This is a genomic window from Planctopirus hydrillae (assembly GCF_001707835.1).
Lineage (GTDB): Bacteria > Planctomycetota > Planctomycetia > Planctomycetales > Planctomycetaceae > Planctopirus > Planctopirus hydrillae.
The window spans coordinates 67,849-89,190 of record NZ_LYDR01000144.1; the positions used below are offsets into that span (position 1 = coordinate 67,849).

At 52.3% G+C, this 21,342-nt stretch carries 16 protein-coding genes; 12 read left to right on the forward strand and 4 right to left on the reverse strand.

The window, feature by feature from the left end:
- A complete protein-coding gene (locus tag A6X21_RS17500; protein ID WP_068850427.1) occupies positions 1-1,209 on the forward strand; it encodes an aminotransferase class I/II-fold pyridoxal phosphate-dependent enzyme in 1,209 nt (402 codons plus the stop codon).
- A gap of 876 nt (positions 1,210-2,085) precedes the next feature.
- Entirely contained in the window at positions 2,086-2,394 is a 309-nt protein-coding gene (gene rbp, locus A6X21_RS17510; RefSeq protein ID WP_068850432.1) for an RNA-binding regulator, read from the forward strand.
- A 128-nt stretch (positions 2,395-2,522) separates the two neighbouring features.
- Here rbp and A6X21_RS17515 read toward each other — a convergent pair whose 3' ends face one another.
- Complete coding sequence (locus A6X21_RS17515) at positions 2,523-2,981, reverse strand: hypothetical protein (protein ID WP_131818409.1); 459 nt, start codon at positions 2,979-2,981, stop codon at positions 2,523-2,525.
- 259 nt (positions 2,982-3,240) lie between these two features.
- Complete coding sequence (locus A6X21_RS17520) at positions 3,241-4,242, reverse strand: DUF1559 domain-containing protein (RefSeq protein ID WP_068850437.1); 1,002 nt, start codon at positions 4,240-4,242, stop codon at positions 3,241-3,243.
- Between the two features lie 434 nt (positions 4,243-4,676).
- On the opposite strand from A6X21_RS17520, the gene A6X21_RS17525 reads away from it, so the two are divergent.
- Positions 4,677-5,147, forward strand: coding sequence for a tRNA (cytidine(34)-2'-O)-methyltransferase (locus A6X21_RS17525; protein WP_083233700.1), 471 nt, complete (start codon positions 4,677-4,679; stop codon positions 5,145-5,147).
- Between the two features lie 279 nt (positions 5,148-5,426).
- Positions 5,427-7,664, forward strand: a complete 2,238-nt coding sequence (locus tag A6X21_RS17530; protein ID WP_240490307.1) for a serine/threonine protein kinase — start codon at positions 5,427-5,429, stop codon at positions 7,662-7,664.
- 104 nt (positions 7,665-7,768) lie between these two features.
- Here A6X21_RS17530 and A6X21_RS17535 read toward each other — a convergent pair whose 3' ends face one another.
- Complete coding sequence (locus A6X21_RS17535) at positions 7,769-9,352, reverse strand: aldehyde dehydrogenase (NADP(+)) (RefSeq protein ID WP_068850445.1); 1,584 nt, start codon at positions 9,350-9,352, stop codon at positions 7,769-7,771.
- A 205-nt stretch (positions 9,353-9,557) separates the two neighbouring features.
- Positions 9,558-10,334 carry a sulfite exporter TauE/SafE family protein gene (locus A6X21_RS17540; protein WP_068850449.1) on the reverse strand — a complete coding sequence of 259 codons (777 nt, stop codon included), beginning with the start codon at positions 10,332-10,334 and terminating at the stop codon, positions 9,558-9,560.
- Positions 10,335-10,609: 275 nt separating this feature from the next.
- Between A6X21_RS17540 and A6X21_RS17545 the strand changes: the two genes are divergently transcribed.
- The 8 genes from A6X21_RS17545 (at position 10,610) to A6X21_RS17580 (ending at position 21,255) form a co-directional block, all read left to right on the forward strand.
- A complete protein-coding gene (locus tag A6X21_RS17545) occupies positions 10,610-11,836 on the forward strand; it encodes a GTP-binding protein (RefSeq protein WP_068850517.1) in 1,227 nt (408 codons plus the stop codon).
- A 144-nt stretch (positions 11,837-11,980) separates the two neighbouring features.
- Positions 11,981-12,730 carry a hypothetical protein gene (locus A6X21_RS17550; protein ID WP_068850452.1) on the forward strand — a complete coding sequence of 250 codons (750 nt, stop codon included), beginning with the start codon at positions 11,981-11,983 and terminating at the stop codon, positions 12,728-12,730.
- A gap of 253 nt (positions 12,731-12,983) precedes the next feature.
- Positions 12,984-14,585: a glycosyltransferase gene (locus tag A6X21_RS17555; RefSeq protein WP_068850455.1), complete on the forward strand. Its 1,602-nt coding sequence runs from the start codon at positions 12,984-12,986 to the stop codon at positions 14,583-14,585.
- Complete coding sequence (locus A6X21_RS17560; protein WP_068850458.1) at positions 14,582-16,498, forward strand: hypothetical protein; 1,917 nt, start codon at positions 14,582-14,584, stop codon at positions 16,496-16,498. Before A6X21_RS17555 ends, A6X21_RS17560 begins: the two co-directional genes overlap by 4 nt.
- 98 nt (positions 16,499-16,596) lie before the next feature.
- Positions 16,597-17,685, forward strand: coding sequence for a DUF1559 domain-containing protein (locus A6X21_RS17565; protein WP_083233701.1), 1,089 nt, complete (start codon positions 16,597-16,599; stop codon positions 17,683-17,685).
- Between the two features lie 89 nt (positions 17,686-17,774).
- Entirely contained in the window at positions 17,775-19,013 is a 1,239-nt protein-coding gene (locus tag A6X21_RS17570) for a glycosyltransferase family 2 protein (RefSeq protein ID WP_068850464.1), read from the forward strand.
- Positions 19,014-19,168: 155 nt separating this feature from the next.
- Positions 19,169-20,536, forward strand: a complete 1,368-nt coding sequence (locus tag A6X21_RS17575) for a class I mannose-6-phosphate isomerase (protein WP_131818410.1) — start codon at positions 19,169-19,171, stop codon at positions 20,534-20,536.
- Between the two features lie 110 nt (positions 20,537-20,646).
- Complete coding sequence (locus A6X21_RS17580) at positions 20,647-21,255, forward strand: hypothetical protein (protein ID WP_068850470.1); 609 nt, start codon at positions 20,647-20,649, stop codon at positions 21,253-21,255.
- Positions 21,256-21,342 lie beyond the last annotated feature (87 nt).

Genomic DNA, 21,342 nt, shown 5'->3' on the forward strand with positions numbered 1-21,342 from the left:
ATGACCTTTCGAGCCCTATCTGCTTTGGAGCAATGGCAGGATTCTATCCACGCGGATCTGCAACAACTGGAGTTAGGAAATCTCCGGCGTTACCGGCGGGCTTTTGAATTGTTGCCCGATGGTAGCCTGCTGTCCGACGGGCGGCGGCTCGTGAATCTCTCGGGAAATGATTATCTCGGCCTCTCGTACGAACCGAGAGTGATTGCCGCTGCCAAGAAAGCGATGGAATCGACGGTCGGAGCAAGAGCCAGTGCTTTGGTAAGTGGCCGATCCCATTGGCATGCTCTGTTGGAGAAGACAATTGCCGAGTTTGAAGGGTGTGAAGATGCCCTCGTTTTCCCGACAGGGGTCGCTGCCAATGTGGGGGTACTGACGGCACTGATCGGTGAAAATGACATCGTCTATTGTGATCGACTCAATCATGCCAGCCTGGTCGACGGCTGCCGGCAGAGCGGAGGTCGATTCCGCATTTATCATCATCACGATCTCTTGAGCCTTAAGCGGCAATTGATACAGCCATTTGATGGTGGTCGCAGGTGGATTGTCACGGATGGTGTCTTCAGCATGGATGGAGACATCGCTCCACTGAGAGAGCTTTGTGAACTTGCAGAAGCATATGATGCTCTGGTGGTCGTCGATGAAGCTCATGGGACTGGAGTCTTCGGCGAGCGCGGAAGAGGTGTCTGCGAATATCTCGATGTCGAGGATCGAGTCGCCTTAAAGATCGGGACACTCAGTAAGGCAGTTGGTGCACTGGGCGGGTTTGTAACCGGCCGGCGGGTGTTGTGCGAATACTTGCTCAATCATGCCAGGACGCAGATTTATTCGACGGCTCTACCGCCAGCAATCTGCGCAGCGGCCACGACAGCCATCGAGATTATCCGTAAGGAACCAGAACGCATACAGCGGTTGTGGCAACGGGTGGACTTTGTTCGCGAGCGGATGATTGGCCAAGGCCTGTTGTCAGAAAAGAGTTTTCGCTGTCCCATTCTTTCGTTGGTGCTGGGGGAGCCAGCTCATGTGATGGACGTGGCTCGCCAACTGGAGGCCGAGGGTTTTCTTGTCGCTGCGATCCGCCCGCCCACAGTTCCCCGGGGAACATCGCGTTTGAGGCTCAGTCTGCACAGTGAACTGAGTATTTCTGATCTGGAGCAACTGAGCCAGGTTCTGGCTCGGATCCTTTCACAGGGATCTGTGGGAGCCGATTGACGGAAATGTCCAAGAGATTGCAGGAAACAGCCTTCTGGAGTGGAAACAGCAGGAAATTTCGTGAGATTTTGAACAATCGAAGAGTTTCTAGGAATTCAGGACTATTCAGCCACAATTTTTGGCGATAATCTCTCAGATGAAATTGATCACTGTCTGAAGTTTGCCTCTGAGTTCGTTTGGTATCTGTGGACTGCGTTGGAGTTTACTTCAACAATTTCCTAAAGATGATGCCGGGCATGTTTGATGCCTGACTTTCCAGCACCGAGTTGCTTTGCGAGCCGCTGAGTTCGCCCGGCAATCTCTGAGAACAATGCACCACTTTCAGCCGTATCGATTATATAATTGCTCCTCCTCAGGGTGGAGCCAAGGCTGTCTGGTTGAGTGCCTCAGGTCGTGCAAAAAGCGTTTTCTTCAGCTGTTAATTGCAGTTTACTGTTTGTGAAGCCAGTTGTGAGTCGTTTCGGCTTGCAATGGTGCTGTGTCACAACAGCGATCATTCTGCTGTTCATGCTGGCTCTGTGGTACATTCTTGCCCCGTGGTTCATTCTGTCAGCAGGGAATCTGTCAGCGGGGAAGGGCGTTCCTTGTGCTCCGGCTGATGATCAGATTGCGATTCATCTGATTCAAGTTTCTGTTGTCCTTGCTTTAACCGCAGGACTTTTCGAGATGTTCTTTCGCGACTTTATGCAGCGGAAGAACATATTTTCTCGCCACATGAGCCATGTGGTTCCTTTGTGTTTGGCAATGCTTTGCAGGCATTGTTCATCTCGTCGTCAAAGCGATTGTCGCTTTGGCCGTTTTTGTGTCGAGTCTCGCAATGACCGGTCCTCTGGGATGTCGGCACTGCAGGCCGTCTCTTAGTCAGGACTGTCAGTCATGGGTACGAAGCTTTACGTCGGTAATTTGACTTACGATGTCAACAACAGTGGTCTTGAGCAGCTCTTTTCGAGCTTTGGCGAAGTTCGCTCAGCTCAGGTTGTCATGGATCGTGAAACTGGTCGCTCCAAGGGTTTTGGCTTCGTCGAATTCGGCGATTCACAATCTGCCAGCGACGCCATCAATGCGATGAATGGTAAGGACGTCAATGGCCGTGCCTTGACCGTTAACGAAGCTCGTCCACGCGAAGAACGCAGTGGTGGTTTCGGTGGCGGCGGTGGTGGCAGCCGTTTTGGCGGTCGCCGCTAAGGTTTCCGGCTGGTGCTTAGCGACGGATTCATGGCTGATTCCTTCGATCCAGGCATAGCCAAAATCAAAGCCTGCAGTGGGAGTTAACTCCCACTGCAGGCTTTTTGTTTCGAAAATCGATCCCCGGTCTAGTGGGCTCTGGGAGTCGATCCAGGGCGACGTGGCCTGGCGCCGGGAGGTAGTCGCTTCGTTTCGAAGTTCGCTTCGGTTGCGGGAAGAACGACATTCGCTTCCAGTTTGGAATCGATGTTGAACTCGGGAGCGACCGCTTCTTCGATGATGTCAATCATCGGGCTGTCGGCTTCGCCCGGGCGAGCTGGGATCTGCCCTTTCTTTTCGCCGAGATGAATCTCGACGCGTTTCTTTCCAGGGACGATTTTCAGGCGGTAACGCCCCTCTTGAATTTCACTGCTCACGGCAGAGCCCACGCCATCGGTGGGGAGCATCTGAATGCTGCCTTTATCGATTGGCTGGCCATCAATCTGGACGAGGCCAGTCACGACAGCTTCTTCAGGGCCTGAATTCCCACAGCCAATCGCCAGAGGAATCAACAAACAGGCCAGACAATCTAAATGCGGATGTCTCATGGAAGATGGTCCGGGGAGTTTAAGCGTGGAAAAGTCGGGGCAAATCCGTGAGTATGAGGACCAACTAAGGCCGCTGCAGACTCTCAAGTGCAATGTCTGCGGCAGGCTGGCGAACGAGAGGAATGAATGTTGGGCATGATGCGAGTGGCCATTCATTCCTGCTGGTCGTCAATTCAATGCCGTAGGGGCTGTGGGCAGCGATCCCGCAGAAGTGGGCTTCGTCCCCCAAGGAGAAGACGGAGAATCGTTGGAGTTCTCGCTAGAGTTCGCCCACAGTTTCGCCACCTGCGGTGGTACTGAGAGAGCGCCAGGCCGCCTGATCGATGTTGTCACTAAAGAACCTGACGGCTCCATCTCCCATGAGAGAATGCACTCCTCCCGTGTGCCGGCTTCTCGAAGCGATCGTGTTGTTCACAACATCGTCCGGATTGTTTCCGACCTGTGTGCAACCAGGAAGCCCTGTTCCCTGGCCCGTGGTGGGACATCGCCTGGCAATCTCATCGAAGGATCTTGAATTGGGAGTGAAGTAACCGGTGTATCCGGCTCCTCCGGCATAAGGAGCATTCGCCAGCGGGCCTTCCCAGCCGAGGCCATCCGGGGCAATGACTTCACTCATCAGGAGGGTATTGCTGGTTCCATCCTGAAAATCTCGCATTCTGGCCCCACGCTGGAAGCCAAATGGTGCACCTCGGAATGTTTCAGTCCCTTTCGTGCGCTGGCCATAGTCAGTGTTCCCAAAGTTGGCGACATAGTTGACGCGGGCGACGGCCCATCCACCGCCCGGTTCACCGATGACCACGCCATCGCTCGGGCAACCAAAACCAGGGATGTTGGCCTTCTGAGCCTGGTCATTACCGTAGTAGGTGCTTCCAACAGCAGCGACAGTTCCGCCACCGGCGGCGAGGGCAAATCGAAAATCGATGGCGTTGTAAAGGGGGCCTTGATCGATATAGGGGAAGATCATGGGATACCAGCTGTTGTCGTCCGACCAGTTGACATCCGGGCGACCATTGTTTCCGACATTCATGATTGAGCCGGGTGGCAGAATGTTGTGAGTGTCATGATAGTTGTGCATGGCTAATCCCAGTTGTTTGAGATTGTTGCGACATTGAGTTCTTCGCGCCGCTTCGCGAGCCTGTTGCACCGCAGGTAGCAAGAGGGCAATCAGAATGGCGATGATTGCAATGACGACGAGGAGCTCAATCAGTGTGAATCCTCGATAGCTGCGTGGGTGCTCTGGAGTCGTGGAAAACGTCAACATGGTACAGTCCTCAAGATCACGAGAGATGAAGTACGCGAACGCGTCAAAGACCAGAATCAGGGCCGAGAAAAGAAAGAGAACAATTGCTGAAATTGGAAAACCAGCGCATTGATTTTCCACTTTTGGGCAACGCCACCATCATGGCGGTTCCCACGAACACATCAATGAGAGTCGATGTCTTTTGGTTGAGATCTTTTGTCACATCCTTTTATGTTCTCGCGATCGACGATAAAAACACTATGCATATTCTCTTTGAACAGTTTTGTATCTTTGGGATGTGTTATTGAGTGGGGTGTAAGGTTAATTGCAGTAAGGTGTTAAGTGGTTGCAATCCTGACTCTACCACGTGAGATCTCCCGGACGAAAAGATCGATATTGGTCGCTGAGATCGTCTGCCTGATGGATTCATCATCCGAATACATGAAGGTTTTCTTGTGATTTCACCGTTGCTGCATGTGGTTCTTTACCAGCCAGACATTCCGCAAAACACGGGGAACATTGGCCGAACTTGTGTGGCTGTGGGTGCCAGATTATGGCTGATCAGACCCTTGGGTTTCGTGCTGGATGCCCGCCATTTGAAGCGGGCCGGGATGGATTACTGGCCATTGCTGGATTATGTCGTCGTCGATTCGTTGCATGATGTACGGGAACAGTTACCAGGCCACGACTTCTGGTATGTGGAGAATCCTGCACCGCGCCGAATCTGGGATGCTGAATTCAAGCCGGGTAGTGTGCTGGTGTTTGGCAGCGAGTCGCGAGGATTGCCGCCGGCCGTGATTGAAGAATGCCGTGGTCAGATGATTGATCTACCGATGAGGCCTGAAGTTCGCAGCCTGAATCTGGCCAGTACAGTGAATACAGCCGTCTACGAGGCCATCCGGCAGATCGGGCATGTGGGCTTGTAACCAACTTCGCCGCCATAGCTCATTTTCGAGCAGGATTGCGGGAAAAAATTCTGACGCATTGGATTTCTCACGGCAAAAAGTTCTGACGTATCCAAGTTAGGCTTTTTAGTGATGAGTCTTTCGGACTTGCCGTTAAATCCTGCCGAGTTAGCGAGTTTGCCGGTTGACAGTTATTGAGAAACAGGTTGAGAAAATCTTCTCGCCCTCGACATGTGAGCTAGGATTGCCACAGACTGAGACCTCTTTGAAATCATCATTGCTGGAACATCTGCTGTGAGCATGCTGAGTCATATTCGCAATCTGCTGCCCTCGTTTCTCAGAAGGAAAGGCCAGGGTGCTGAGCTTTCCAGGGTTTCCAGCCGCACGTTGCATCGCACAGGAATGTTTTTGAGTCAGCACCTTTGGGTCTGGCCAATCATGGCCATCGTGCTGCTAATGGTGCTGGGATTTACCGTTCGGGTGGCAGTCGAATCGACCATGATGGCGAGCCTGCGGTCGCAGTTGGAAACATTGCGGGATGTCGAAGCCGAAATGCTTTCGAACTGGCTGGATTCTCAGCATTCACTGGTTCTGACTCAGGCAAATGATCCCCAGCTACGGCAGATGATCTATCAGATACTGAAGACTCGCCAGGCGGATTCGACGACAGCAGCGAAAGCTCAGGCTTCAATATCTTTGGCCGAACTGCGGGATCAACTGAAGCAGGAACTGCATCCAGCGATGTCGGCACAAAGATACACAATGTTTTCAGTCATCGATGACGAAGGAAAAGTACTCATTTCTTCGCAACCAGAACTCGAAGGGGTTGATGATCTGGTACCGGATCGATCGATGATTCGGAAATTGTTCGACGGAAAAACGGTCGTGACACCCCCGTTTCGAAGCCGTCATTCCTTACGGAATGAATCGGGAGAGAGACTCACCAATCAGCCCACAATTCTGGTGTGTGCGCCCGTGCGTGACGCCAATTTTCAGGTGGTGGCAGCGCTCGTGTTTCGAGTGGACCCACGGGGTGAGTTTACGCGAATTATGCACCTGGGACGTATGGGACGGACCGGTGAGACTTATGCCTTCACAAAAGAAGGGCTCATGGCATCCAAGAGTCGATTCGACTCTGAACTTGTGCTGCTGGGGCTCTTGCCAGATGAGAAAGATGCTGAGTCACTGCTCTACCTTCAACTCAAAAATCCCGGCGGCGACATGACTCGTGGATTTCGCCCCAAAGTCAGACGCAGCGAACTGCCCCTGACCTGGGTGGCATCACAGGCCATTGAAGGTCGGACAATTAGCAATGTTGATGGAGTACCGGATTACCGCGGTGTGAATACTGTGGTTGCGGTGACATGGCTACCGAAACACGAACTGGGAATTAGTACAGAAATCGATGCTGATGAAGCGTATGGGCCGCTGATTATCCTTCGCTGGACAGCCTGGACACTTTATGGGCTCTTTGGCTTATCAACGATTGCGATCTTCGTCTTCACAATCATCGTCGCCAGATTAAATCGCAAGGCTCGTGAAGCAGCCCTCGATGCTAAGCAGATTGGTCAGTATCGACTGGAGGAAAAGCTGGGTTCCGGAGGTATGGGAACAGTCTACAAAGGACAGCACGCTCTGTTGAGACGTCCCACAGCCATCAAGATGCTGAGTTTTGAGAAGACGAACGATACTTCGATTGCCCGGTTCGAACGTGAGGTGCAGATTACCTGCCAACTGAATCATCCTAATACAGTGGCGATCTATGATTATGGAAGGACACCCGAAGGGATCTTCTATTATGCCATGGAGTATCTGGATGGTATTGATCTGCAGCATTTAGTTGAGCGATATGGGCCACAGCCCGAAGGTCGCGTCGTATCAATTCTCAAGCAGGCGTGTGGCTCATTGCAGGAAGCTCATACACAGGGGCTGGTCCATCGCGATATCAAGCCTGCCAATCTGATGTTGAACAGGCGCGGTGGAATTCCTGATTTGCTCAAAGTGCTGGATTTCGGATTGGTAAAGGCCATTGATGAAGACCGCCAGGCGAGTTTGACCGCTCATTCGGCTCTTACAGGGACGCCACTCTATTTATCTCCAGAAGCAATTCAAACACCGAACCTTGTCGACCACCGGACAGATATCTATGCCTTAGGGGCTGTTGGATACTTCCTGTTGACGGGAAAGCCAGTCTTCATGGGAGAAAATCTGGTGGATCTGTGCCGGATGCATATCAGTGAACCGCCCGTTCCACCTTCTGAAAAACTGGGGCAGCCGATCGATCAAACACTCGAACTGTTGATCATGTCCTGTCTCGAGAAGCAGCCATCAAAGCGGCCCCAGTCCGCTCGGGAAATGTGCGAGAGGCTTGAACGTGTGGTGGCAACGACAGAATGGGCCTTTATTGATGCAGAAACCTGGTGGGCCCGGCATTTAAGAATGACCGGTAAGGAATCGACTGGCGCATCGGCCAATTCAACATCCCAGTTTGGAACCAGTGCATCATCCTCTCAGTATGAGCGGACGATCATTTCCTGAAGTCTCTTGAAATCGTTTGTTTCGAAAGGCAAAGACGGTGCGAAGAATGCTGAGTCAGCAACACTTCGCACCATCTGTCTGCAATCGATATGACGAGTTGTAATTTATTGAACCGTGAGTGGATCTCGCGTCCATTCACCATTCTGCAGTCTCAAAAGACCGAGTGGATTCTGGTTCTGAAGGGCTGGAGGGAGCCGGTCGTCGCGGACATTGTCAAAACAATGCAGTGCCGCAAAGCGAGTGATCGATGCCGGCAGTCCGACAGCGGTAAAACCGGGATGTCCCGTCGCTGGAAACGGCCCGCCGTGGTTCATTGCCGGAGAGACGGCAACGCCAGTAGGCATTTTGTCGTTGAGGAGTCGTCCCACTTTCTGGCGGAGAATTCCGGCCAATTGGGTATAAGCCGCTTCGTCTTCAGTTGATGCGGTTGCCGAATAAATGGCTCCGGTCAGGTTGCCTTCCAGGGATTTCAGGCAGGCGGAAATCTCGGAAAGGTTTTCACACGTCACAAAGAGAGCACCGTTGCCGAAGATCTCCGTTTGAAAGCCGGCAGCATTGGCGACGAATTGTTGTCCCGATACTTGCAGCAGCGTGTTCTCGCAAGTGCAGGGGCTTGGCCCCGCACTACCGCCGCATAGAAGTTTGGCACCCAGGCTGGATAACGTTTCGACTCCAGAAAGGAAGCTCCGTTGCACCCCCGGCCCAAGCATCGGTTGCGGAGAATTAGCCGTGAAAGCTTTAACAACATTGGCAACAAACTGATCGGCGGCTGAATCAGAGATCAGGAATACGACACCAGGGTTGGTACAGAACTGGCCCGAACCCATCAGGCAACTGGCAGCATATTCTGTGGCTAAAGCCTCGCCACGTTCCGCCAGGGCACCGGGCAGGAAGACAACAGGGTTCACACTCGATAGCTCGAGATAGATTGGCTTACCGACGGCATCTGCGGCAGACTTCAGATACAACCCCGCGTGCCGACCACCGGTGTAGCCAATAGCTCCTAAAAGTGGATGAGAAACCAGTTGTGCACCATCCTCGTGGCTGGTTCGATAAATCAATTGAACAAATCCACTGGGCATGTGGGTTTCATCAGCGGCAGCCTGGGCTTCTTCTGCGAAAAGCTGCGTCGTTCGAGGGTGAGACGAATGTCCCTTGGCAATGACAGGGTTCCCTGCGGCAACGGCTGCTGCAAAATCCCCCCCTGCGATACTGTTAAAGGCAAATGGGAAATTGTTGGGCCCAAAGACGGCCACCGGTCCAATCGGCGCGAGCGTCGAACGGATGTTGAGTTTGCCATCGATCGTGGGACGCATCCATGAACCTTCTCGTGCCCAGTGTGCAGCCAGCTTGAGCTGACTGATTGTGCGCGGGAGTTCAGCATCCGCGAGACGTGGCTTGACCGGCAGCGCAGTCTCGGCATGGGCTGCCGCGATCAGTTCTTCCGATCTTGCCTCAATTCGCTCGGCATAGCGCTCCAGGAATGCGGCAAAACGCTCACCGGGCCATGCCCGACACTCTTGAAAAGCGCGATCCGCAGAATGCAGGGCTTTATCAACTTCAAACCACGGACTGACAGGGAATTTCTCTTCCAAAGTTTCCCCAGTGCGAGGATTCATCGCATGGAATGTGGCGGCTCCTTCACTGGAAATCCAATGTCCGTCAATCAGCACTTTGGCAGTTGGCATTCATATCCCTTTAAAGGTCATGAGTGAATTCGGCAAGTTGTCTGGCAGCTGTCGAAACTAGATTAACGGATTCCAGGCGCTTTGGGGTTCTTTACGAGCTGTTTTCTTGGACATTGACCCCGCAAACTTGCATCTGTCAAATCGATAGTTGTGGATCTGATGGGGGCTGTGTGGTCTTCAGACTGATTACAAGGGACGCAAGTCGTTATTTCAGGAAAAAATAAATCGAGACGATAAAGCCAGTGAAGATCACGAACCAGCGAATCAGTGAGCGAGGAAGTTTGCGTCCATAAGCTGCACCGAGCCATCCTCCAATTGCCGCAGCCAAGATCATCGGCCAGGCCCAACCCCAGTCGATCTTGCCGCTCAATATGAAGATGATGACTGAGATACCGTTAATGACGGAAGCGAGAATCGTTTTCAGAGCATTCATCTGGTGAATGTCCGGTATCCCCAGAAGTGAGAGTGAGCTCAACATGAGAATGCCAATTCCTGCACCGAAGTAACCGCCATAAGTGGCCACAAGGAATTGAAAGACAAGCACGCCGCACAGCGTCCTGCCATGTGGCCTGGCGTGCGGCAACCCGATTCCCATGACACGTGAGAGTGTCGGCTGCAGCAGAAACAGAAGCGTGGCCAAAAGAATGAGCCATGGAACAACGGTTTTGAAGAAAAGTTCGGGAAGCAGAATGAGCAGGAGTGATCCCGCTGCACCGCCGAGAATGCTGGGCCCGAGGAGCAGCGCTCGCCATTCCCGGATCTCAGCCATTTCCCTCCGGTAGCCATAAGCACTTGCTATCGATCCGGGGAAGAGAGCCACCGTACTGGTTACGTTCGCGATCTTTCCTGCCTCAGCAGCCGTGCCCAGCACATTGGTCAACGTGGGGAAAGTGATCAACGTTCCGCCACCGGCAACGGCATTCACGACTCCCGCAGCGAGTGCTGCAGCGCTGAGTGAGATGAAATTCCACAGTTCTTCCAAGCAGGTGCCTCTTTACGAAAATTGCATGCGTCGAGCAGGGACGGAATCGTAGCGAATCATTTTCGTGATGAATCCAAGACCCTGTCACCGGGGCGTTCGTCGGTCGATCGAGAATGTGATCCAGATCTTACGAGTATTTCCCGGAACTTTCAGTGGCAGGTTCATGCCAAGGCATTACAGGCACAAATGATGTTTATGCAAAATTGTTGCAAAACTGTTTGTGTTGCGATATGTTACCACAAGCAATGTTGGTGGTGTGCAATAAAGGGTTGGTCATGACTTCAAAGCTGCCTGTTACGGTCCTTTCCGGATTTCTGGGTGCGGGGAAAACAACACTTCTGAATCATGTACTGAGGAATCGAGAAGGGATGAAAGTCGCCGTCATCGTCAATGACATGGCGGAGATCAATGTCGATGGACAACTGATCAAAACCGGTGGGGCCGAGCTTTCGAAAGTTGAAGAGAAGCTGGTTGAATTCTCGAATGGATGTATCTGTTGCACATTGCGAGAAGATCTGCTGGCGGAAGTCAGCCGCCTGGCTCGTGAAGGTCGTTTTGATTATCTGCTCGTCGAATCCACAGGAATTTCTGAGCCGTTGCCTGTCGCTGAGACCTTTACGTTTGTCGATGAGCAGGGGGCTTCGCTCAGTGAAGTCGCCACGCTGGATACGCTGGTGACAGTGGTTGATGCCGTCAATTTTCCCAAAGAAATAGAATCCATCGAGACTCTCGCTGAGCGCCGCATGGGGCTGAGTGATGACGATGATCGTGACGTCGCCCAATTGCTGATGGATCAGATCGAGTTTGCAAATGTGCTGATCATCAGCAAGTGCGATCTGGTGACAGCCGCGCAACTGGAAGGTCTGGAATCGCTCCTGCACCAGCTCAATCCTGATGCGCGCATTGTGCGTGCCACACGTGGGCAGCTCCCTTTGAATGAGATCCTAAACACGCAGAGATTTTCGATGGATTGGGCCGGGCAGTCGCAGGATTGGCTGGTTGTTCCTCGGGGCGCTGAAGTTTCGGAAAGTGAAACCTATGGCTTTGCCAGCGTGATCTATCGTGCCCGGCGACCCTTTCACCCGGCTCGACTCTTCGAAGCCATACAAAGCCCGCTGTTTGACAGTATTGTGCGTTCGAAGGGAATTGTCTGGCTGGCCACAAGGCATGACTATGCCGGGCAATGGTCGCAAGCGGGAGGAGTGTTTGCTCTCGATCCTGCCGGAACATGGTTTGCCGCGATCGGTGGTCTCGATGATGTGGAAGATCCTGAAGAGCGAGCCGTCCTGGAGTGCCAATGGCAGGAACCTTTTGGCGATCGCCGACAGGAGCTGGTCCTGATTGGTCAGGGGCTGTCTGAGGAGTCTGTCTCGGAACTCCTTGATGATTGCTTACTCACAGATGAAGAAATCGAAGCAGGAAGTTCTGTCTGGTCGGCCTGGGAAGATCCTTTCACCCCATGGAATTTCGTGGACCAGGATGTGACAGGCTCTGGCAAGTAACAGACGCTGATGCGTGGCAGGCTCGATGACTTCTCGATTCAGGCCAATCTGAAAAGCATGCCTCTGCTTTAGTGCGATGAGACTTGTTTTCTTTGGTGGGATCGTGCCGTTCCAGCAGGTCGTTTCCCTCGGTATGAGGTCGTGGTGCGCAAACTCATCGATAAGTCAAAATATCTGGGAGTTTCCAAAGAGCCGCAACTTGCAGAGGTTGGGAGTGTTTTTCGGCGGTTATGGTTGAGCTCGTCGGAAAGACAAACTCTTGATCGTGAACCGGGCTTGTCGCAAGGGGCGACATTCGATGAATCCCGAGTGATCGAACGTCAGCTTCGCGACTCACAGAAGTTCATGATGAGTAAGTGCGGAGAAGAATTCGTCTCGGAGGTCTCGGAGCTTCTCGACTATTATTTGTGGTGCCTGGGCCAGGATATTCGCACAGAAGGGAATCTGTTGCTGCGAGCCGGTGGACGAAAAATTCCTTGTCCCAGGCCTCATCCCTGCAGCAGCCGCTATGAGTGGAACTTAGGTGAGAATCTGCTCGTACTGTGGGGCTTTGGAGTCTGTTTTGGAAATCCACATGATGGTCGGGTGATGCTGCGCCGATCAGGATTGGCACCACTCTTTCTGGTCGATGCTCGACGGATCGATTTTGGCTGGTCCACGGAAGAAATGCCCCCGCAAAGAACGGCCACAGAGGGTGAATGGCCGGCACTCAAAACGTTGTTAGGCCGTCTCTTTGTTGCGCTCGCCGAACTCGAAAAATCGATCCTTTCCCAGGCTCTGCCAGCCCATCGCGAGACCTGTTTTTCGAAATGGGACAAACGCAAGTTCTCAACCCCTCTGCAGCCCGGCCCCCAATGGTTGCGGCATGACATAACTCTTCAATCAATTGAGTAGTATTCTTGTGGTCACATGGATGATGTTGCTTCAAGGACTTACGGGGACGTATTTTCCCGAATACTCGAGTTGTGCGGATTATTCATCGCGACATCGGCATGTGTTGGTGGTTTGGGTGCTGTAAGAAAACTGCGAAGATGGTGCAGACCCTGATTGACGTAGCGTGTTTGACGACTTCATACTGCGTGATCGTCAGGAGGGCGATGCACCCGCATGGAGGCTTCATCGAAAAGCCAACAGATCGTGATCGCAGATGCTGCTTCCGCTCATTGTGACTTTATTGTTCGTCACTCTGGTCAACACTGTTTTTCAGTTGACCCAGTTTGATCTTGCTTATCGTTATTGGCGCAGTGTCTGGAAGAAACAAAAGCCAACAACCAGACCGATTGATCGCGAGCAACTGCCAGCCGTCACGATTCAGTTGCCGATGTTCAACGAGTCAATCATTGCACCCAGAATTCTCGAGGCGGTATCGCGCATCGATTATCCTCGAGATCGACTTCAGATTCAGATTCTTGACGACTCGACAGATCATTCTCCGGAGATTATCGCAAGGATTCTGGAGGAACTGCGCCAATCTCAGCCAGAACTCAACATTGAGTATCTGCACCGCACAGATCGGCAAGGTTTTAAAGCGGGCGCGCTGCAAGCCGCAATGCCGCTGGTAACTGGTGAGTTTATTGCGATCTTTGATGCTGACTTCATCCCTCAGCCCGATTTTCTAACCCATCTGTTGCCTTACTTTGATTCCCCTGAAGTGGCGGTCGTGCAGAGCCGATGGGGCCATTTGAATGCGCATGATTCTGTGCTGACGCAGGCTCAACAGTTCTTTCTGGATGGTCATCACTCGGTCGAACAAAATGGCCGTAACCGGGCTGGGTATTTTATTACCTTTAACGGAACAGCCGGGATCTGGCGACGCTCTGCTATGGAGGCCGCTGGTGGCTGGAGTGCCGATACGCTCGTGGAAGATCTGGATCTCAGCTACCGCACGCAAAGTCTCGGGTACCGGATTGTCTATGTCGAAGATTATGTCACCCCCGGAGAGCTCCCCAATTCCGTTTCAGGATTGCGGGTGCAGTTGTTCCGCTGGTTCAAGGGGAATGCCCAGGTCGGCCTGAAGATTCTCGGAAAAGTCTGGCAGCAGCCGCTCCCACTCTCGGTCAAGATTCATGCGACGGCACAGCTTTTCGCACCATTCACGATGCTTTCTAGCTTGGTCATGCTGCTGATTACCGGTGCCTTGCCACTAATCCTTCATGCAGCTCCCGAACATGCAGATCTGGTCAAGCTCTGCTATATGGGTTTTGTCTGGGTTCCGGCCGTTCTGCTGGTTTATGGAACCCCCCGCATCCGCTTTGATGAAGGCCCCTGGTATATAAGGCTGGCAAGGCTGGTGCCACGCACATTTGTCTTTATGGCGATGATGACAGGGCTTTCCTGCCAAAGCAGTATTGCTGTATTGGAAGCCGTTTTTAAGCGCGCCAACCAATGGGTGGTGACTCCCAAGGGCTTCAGCCAGCAGAGCAGTAAAAAGAAAGTACGTCGCAAACTGGCCTGGTATGTATGGCCGGACGCCTTTGTCATTCTTTACCTGATGGCGTCTATCGTTATTGCCTGGAAATTCAATTTCCAGGCTTTGATGGTGATCGAAGCGACATGGCTGGTGGGGTATCTATGGCTATTTGGCGGAGCTGTCTGGGAGGCTTACGGAACGCCTGCAGCTCCCTCGATTGTCAAAACCAGTCAACCCGAGAACGCCACAGTCGAGGGTAGGGCACTCGTGGAGTATGGAGTCAATTCCGAAGGTCGAAGTGAATCAGTGACGACTGCACCGGCAGGAGCCACATTATGATGCAACCGGCGGGATCGTTGGCGACAGCCTTATCGATCGATAGCTCCAATGAAATATCGAGCCAGCAGGGTGGCGCGAGTTCATCCCATCAGGAAGTGAGCTCCAATACCGCGGGCGTGGTAAATTCTCAGAATCATGGCGAACAGACAAGAATTGACTGGTCAAAATTCTGTTACCTGATGCTCCCGTTCTGGCTTTTGCAGCTGGTTCTGGTGTGTTTTTCGAATGGTGCCTACCATGATGACGATGTGAGTCATTACATCATCTCCCGCAGAGCCTGGACTCAACCTGTCCTGTTTCTCAATGTCTGGGGACGACCAGGGTTCACCATCCCCTATGCACTCACTGCAATTATCGGTTCGCCGCTGACAGGTTGGCTGGCTTGCCGTCTTTTGAGTGTGGCGATCTGTACGCTCACAGCGATCCTGACGACCAAAGTGGCGGCACGGTTAAACTTCAGAAGTCCGGAATGGTGCGGGCCACTGTTCATGCTGATTCCTCTGAATTTCCAGCTTTCGATAACCACATTAACCGAGACGATCTGCGGGCTCTATTTCATTTTGGCGACATGGCTTTTCATCGAAAAACGATGGTATCTCGCTGCGATTGTCCTGGGGCTGACCATGCTGACCCGTCACGAGGCGATTGTGACCGTAGCAGCCGGATCAATCGTCCTATTCAGTTTAAGACAGTTCGGTCCGGCACTCGTGGTCTGGCTCCCGGAACTGTTGTGGAATGCAGCCTGTTATCGATTTCAGTCGTACGATATTCCCATCAACCGGTATTTGTCGGGAAATTCTAACCATAGCTACGGAAGTGGTGGGCTGGTTCATGGCTTCTGGATGTGGGCGGAAGCGGCAGGTACTGCGGCAATCGTACTCATCATTTTTGGTGGAGTGCTGCTACTCACGAGATCCTTATTCGAAACCTCCTGTCGATCCCATGGGGATCAACTACCTGATGCCCCGAGAAGTCGTTCATTGATAGGGAAGTTCTGGCAGGCGATCTGTGAGCAAAACACCATTCTTCTTGGCTTGTGGCTGGTTGTTGCCGGTGCGTGGGGAACAGTGCTACTCAATACGGCATTGTACTCACTCAACTTTTTCGCCAGTGGTGGCTACGGTCGTTTTCTCGTGCCAGCCGCCCCCTGGATGGTGCTCTGTATTCATGCCGCTCTTGCAGAGCTCCTCAAGTTGATGAAGTTAGAGACTGGAGTAGAAACCTCTCGTTCGCTTGGGTTTTTCAGGAAGGTTAATCATGCCTTGAGCCTGGTGGTCTCTCCGTTGGGAATGGCAGTCGTGATGTGGCTGGCTGTGATCTCCTCAATCATCTTGATGTCACTGCAGACGGATCGCTGGTTCTTGAACTATTTGACGTCTTATATACTTTCGCCCACAGTCACAATTGTGGCGGCTTGTCTATTCGTCATGATGTTCTGCGTGAGAAATAAGAATTCGCAGTTATCGGGCCTGCTCCTAAAGTCAGCATGTCTTGTGGGAGGTGTCGCGTGGGGCATGGCCTTTGTGGGAGCATCGCAACCACTCCGGCTGACTCCGACGCAGGCCCTCTACGCTGATGCGGTGCAATGGATTGAGCAGAAAGAGTCTGGCGATAACGTCTATGTCACTGCCAATTCCCCTCTTGGTGAGGTCTTTGCCGCAGAGGCGGGGTTTCATGACATTTCAATTTATACTCTTCCGTGGCTGAATGAGCCGTTTTATCTGTTGGTTGATACGCAGTGCATGATGGAAAAAGAACGTAAAGATCTCCTGCAGAGATATAAAGCTCACAAAGTTCATGAAGTGGTGACGTCAGAACGGATCTCTCAGACGACTGGTGAATCGTCTCATGCTGTAGAGATCTATTATGCCGGGCTTCAAGGATCACAGGTGGCAAGTTATGCCGCACCATAGGATATCGATACAAACCCATTGAATATCTGCTGAGTCTTTGTTCTTGATATTTGATTTCAGTTTGTATGAATCTTGCGAAAAGTACTCGGAGAGAATGAATGTTGTTAACCCTTATGTGTGCGAGTTCTCAGGCGACGAAGAGTCGGCGTGGGTTTACGCTGATTGAGTTGCTGGTTGTGATTTCGATTATTGCTGTGCTGATTGCTCTGTTGCTACCTGCTGTCCAACAGGCTCGTGAGGCCGCCAGGCGGACACAGTGCCGTAATCACTTAAAGCAATTGGGATTGGCGATTCACAATTATCATGATGCTTCCCAGATGCTTCCCCCACGTCAGACCGGCCCGGGGACGCCGGCACTATCGGCTTCGACTGGGGCGAATCGCTGGAGTGGTTTTGTGGCGCTGCTGCCGTTCATTGATCAGGCACCACTGTTTTCGCAAATCCAATCGGTCAATCAGGTTCCCTGGGGTGGGAATGCAGTCTGGCAGGCAAAAATTCCTTCGCTGGTGTGTCCCTCTGATTCCACCGGCATTGATCCTTCGGGGTCGCCGAATCAACAGGGGTACTTGAATTATGTTTTCAGTGCGGGCGACACCCTTTCTTCGTCTGGAAGTAATTCAACCTCCACAACACCCGTGATTGTTGGTTCCCGCGGTGGCTTTGGGTCTCTGAAGTGTTACCGTTTGGCAGATATTACAGATGGCAGCAGTAATACGATTGCCATGTCAGAGGGTGTCAGGCCAACGAGAATTCGGGAAATTGGTATCCGCACGGAGTTAGCCGATGGAACCAATCCGACGTCTTGCCAGATTCAATTGCCATCGGGTTCCCGTGAGTACGGCAGCGTTATCCCTGTTTATCTGGGGGATACAGCCTTTGGTTATCGCTGGGCAGATGGTGCAGCCTATTTTACGTCGTTTTCGACAATTCTCCCCCCCAATTCAGCCTCCTGTTTTGTGACGGCTCCGGATCACTGGGGGACTGGCTTTTTCAGTGCCAGCAGTCGTCATACAGGTGGGGTCCATGTCCTGATGCTGGATGGCTCTGTGAGATTTGTCTCCGACAACATCGATACAGGGACTTTGTCGAGCCAGCCTCCTCAACCGGATACCGGGACAGCTTCTCCTTACGGTGTCTGGGGTCGCCTGGGTTCTCGTTCTGGAGGAGAAGTGATCGGTGAATTCTAAGAGGTGTCATCTGGAAACGGTTCTGACGTGATGTTCTCTGGTTTTACTTTTTCGGCACTGTTGCCGGATTTCTAGGCATTGAAGTCTTTATGTACTATATCGCTGGCGGATTATTACTGCTCTCGATAGCTATGGTGCTCATTCACATGGTGATTGCGTACCGTGTGCTGAGGTCGTTGAGTCATTACGCACAGCCTCCCTATCCGGATGAGAAATGCCCCAAAGCGATGGTCGTAATGTGCCTGCGGGGTTCAGATCCATTTCTGGAAGCGACGCTCCGTTCCATTTTTGCACAGGATTATCCTCAGTATGTTGTGAAGCTGATCGTGGATTCTGTTCACGATACGGCCTGGGAGATCGTGCATCGTATTAAGGAAGAACTCCATGCCAGTCATGTGACGATACAACCTCATCTCAAGCGGAGAGCGGGTTGCAGTCTGAAGTGCGGCAGCCAGATTGAAGCGCTGGAGACGATTGATCCTTCCATTGAAATGCTGGCATTTCTTGATGCTGATACGGTGCCGCACGCGACCTGGTTGCGAGAATTGGCCGCGGCTTTAAATCAGCCGGGTGTTGGAGCTGCAACGGGCGGACGCTGGTATGCACCGGAAACGGCCACACCTGGGGCTGTCATGCGTTATCTGTGGAATGTGGCAGCACAGGCCTTGATGACGGAACTGCATATTGCGTGGGGTGGCACGTTGGCCTTCCGGCGGGAAGTCTTTGATCAGTTGAAACTGGCTGATCGATGGAGCAAAGCCATCTGTGAAGACACGATGACACAGGATGCCTTGCGTGAGATGAATCTCAAAGTGCAGTTTGTACCAACGTTAATGATGGTGAATCAAGAAGATATCAGTGTCAATTCTTTCCGCCGCTGGGTGACCAGGCAATTATTAAACACCAGGCTCTATCACTCAAACTGGTGGTTTGTGTTGCTCCATGGTCTCTCTGTTTTCGTGGTGGTCGAGGGCTCCTTAATTTTTTCTCTGGTGGCCGCTCTGCGTGGATACGGAAACGAGGCCTTAATGGCAATTGGGGCTGCCGTGTTATTCCAATCGACTCTCTGTCTGTTGCTGTTCCTGCTGGAGAGAGCAGTTCTGAATCTTTCGAGCCCGCGTCGAAGGCTCTGGGGAGCCTGGTGGGTCTGGGCTTTGATCCCTGTCTGGATGGTCTTTGTACAAACGATGAATTTGTGGTGTGTCCTGCGAGCTCAATTTACCCGTCGGATCGAATGGCGAGGGGTGACATATGAAGTCTTGTCACCTTTCCATATACGGATTGTTGAAGAGACGGAAGTGATTGTGTCGGCCACCCAGTCAATTTGAAGTGAGTTCCATTTGTGATCGAGGACTTGCGGGTGCCGACTGCAAAAGTCGCAAGTGCGGGTCCACTAACGATCGAGAAAAAGAGAGCTGTCACTCGGCATCGGCGTGTTCAGTTCAATATGTTAGGAAATCAACTGGCGATCATGGTGAACTCGATGGAAACTGAAATCGAAACGAGTCAATTCCTGACTGTTGATGATCGACTTGGACGTTTGATCCCTTTGGAAAGTTCTGAATTGACCGGGTCTGGTGAAACTCTGAGTGAATTGATGGGCTCGATTCGCCCATTAGCTTTTGAACCCGAACTGGTTCCGAAGGTCTGGGGAGGATATCGACTGCTTGAGCACGCAGCTCGTCAGCAGAAGACCTCAGATTATTCATCATTCGTTGGCGGTAATGAGATTTGCCGGATTGGCGAATCGTGGGAGATCTCAGGCGTCGCAGGAAAATCGTCGCGTCTCAAGATGGTCAGCCGGCATCCAGCGGAAAATGGCCAGCCGGAGATCTGGACACTGCAACAACTCTGGCAGAAATTCGGGGCCTCACTCGCTGGCTCTTCGTTCTCAACTCAGCCAACTGCTGAGCAACATCCCGAGTTTCCCTGGCTGGTCAAGCACCTGGAATGCAACGACTGGCTCTCGCTGCAGGTCCATCCCGCTGTGATTCCGGGATGTGACTCCGGCGGATTGACTGGAACGACGCCACTGAGACTGTTCAATCCAGACTCAGCCAACAAAACGGAGACATCAAAAGCTCGTGTCGAGTTACCAGGCGAGTTTTCAGGTAAAAACGGCAAATTTGAGTTCTGGCTGGTAGTGGAAACTGCGATTGATAGTGAAATCATTGTTGGTCCCGTGAGAGAAGATCAGCGGGAAGAGTTAGCAAAACAGGTCGAAGCGGGAGCGCGAGAATACGAACTTCTGGAAGCTGGCTTATTGACGCGACTTCCAGTCGAGGCAGGACAATGGGCGATTCTCCCTCCGGGCAGCGTTCATACTGTTCGTGGAGTGACCATTCTGGAAGTTCAGACTCCAGTCGATGTGACCTACCGAATTGATGATTACGGGCGGCGTGGAAGTGATGGCGAACTGCGTACGCTTCATCCGCGGGAGGCTGCCCGGGCGATCCGCTCCGGAACTGGACTTCCCCAGGTTTCCCATTCGTTACTCTGGGACAGCCATTCGACAAGTCCTGTCGATCAATCGACACTCCATGAGCAGTCTTCAAGATTGATTCGGCACATCACGGCTCCCCAGGATCCATTTCAAATTCGCTTTCAAAAGCTTGGAAACGATCTTCAAATCCTGAATCTTGAAGAAATGACCGTCCTGTGTGTTATTGATGGCGAGCTCGAATTAATCTGGAAGCAAGGCACAGAACTCCTTGCGCCACGGGATGTTCGATTGCTTCCGGTCGATCTGAGAGAAGTGTCGCTCAGGTCAAAAGGAGAATCGGTATCAATTTTGCTGCTGACATCGTCTTCCTCACTCGGTTGCAACTCACCACCGAGTGTCCCACGATAAGCCTGAACAGATGGTTCAAGGTCGAGAACGGATTGTTCAATACGCAGGCCCAGACAAGCCGGTGTGAACTGCACAGGATTGTTGGATGAAGGGCTATCAGGATCACAGTTATGATTCAGACAACGGGCCAGCAAAAGACAGTTTCATCGACTGAAGAGTTCTCTGGTCGTAGCCCTGGTATCGGCTTAGATCCAGTGCATCGTAGTCCATTACCTGATCCGGGTGATTGGCATTTGCTGCCAGATCTGATTACGGCCGATCAAATTCATGCTGTGAATCCTCAGCGTTTTGAGATGCATCAACTCGATGGAATCCTGTCCATCGATGATGATCGGCAGGAAATTCTGGGATATCGGCATCTGGCAGACAACCCTTTTGCTTCTGAGATCCATGCCAAAAATGTTGGTCAGGGAACCATCCAGGCTGGGCCACGCTGGACTGAAGTGGCGGCTCAGGTCAGTGCGTATTATCTCAAACGTCTCGATTTTGGAGGTATGGGGATCAATTTCGGTATTGGTGGAATCTATGGCCTCGAGTTTCACCACGCATCTCTGAACGGTCACCGATTATACGTGCTTTCACGAGCGATCAGTGTGGATGCTCCAGTTTCGGCCCGCATGGAATTCGAAGGCTATGTGGACTCGACTCCTTTCTTCAGCGGTGAAATTCTTCTGATGCCGCTGAAGTGCCTCGATCGCAGTGCAGGTCGTTCCGCCTGATTCCACTGGGCTGCCCGATCAATCACGCACGATCTGGTCGTCTCGACAAGTGAGATTCCGACAGTCGCATGAGGACGAAATCGCGCG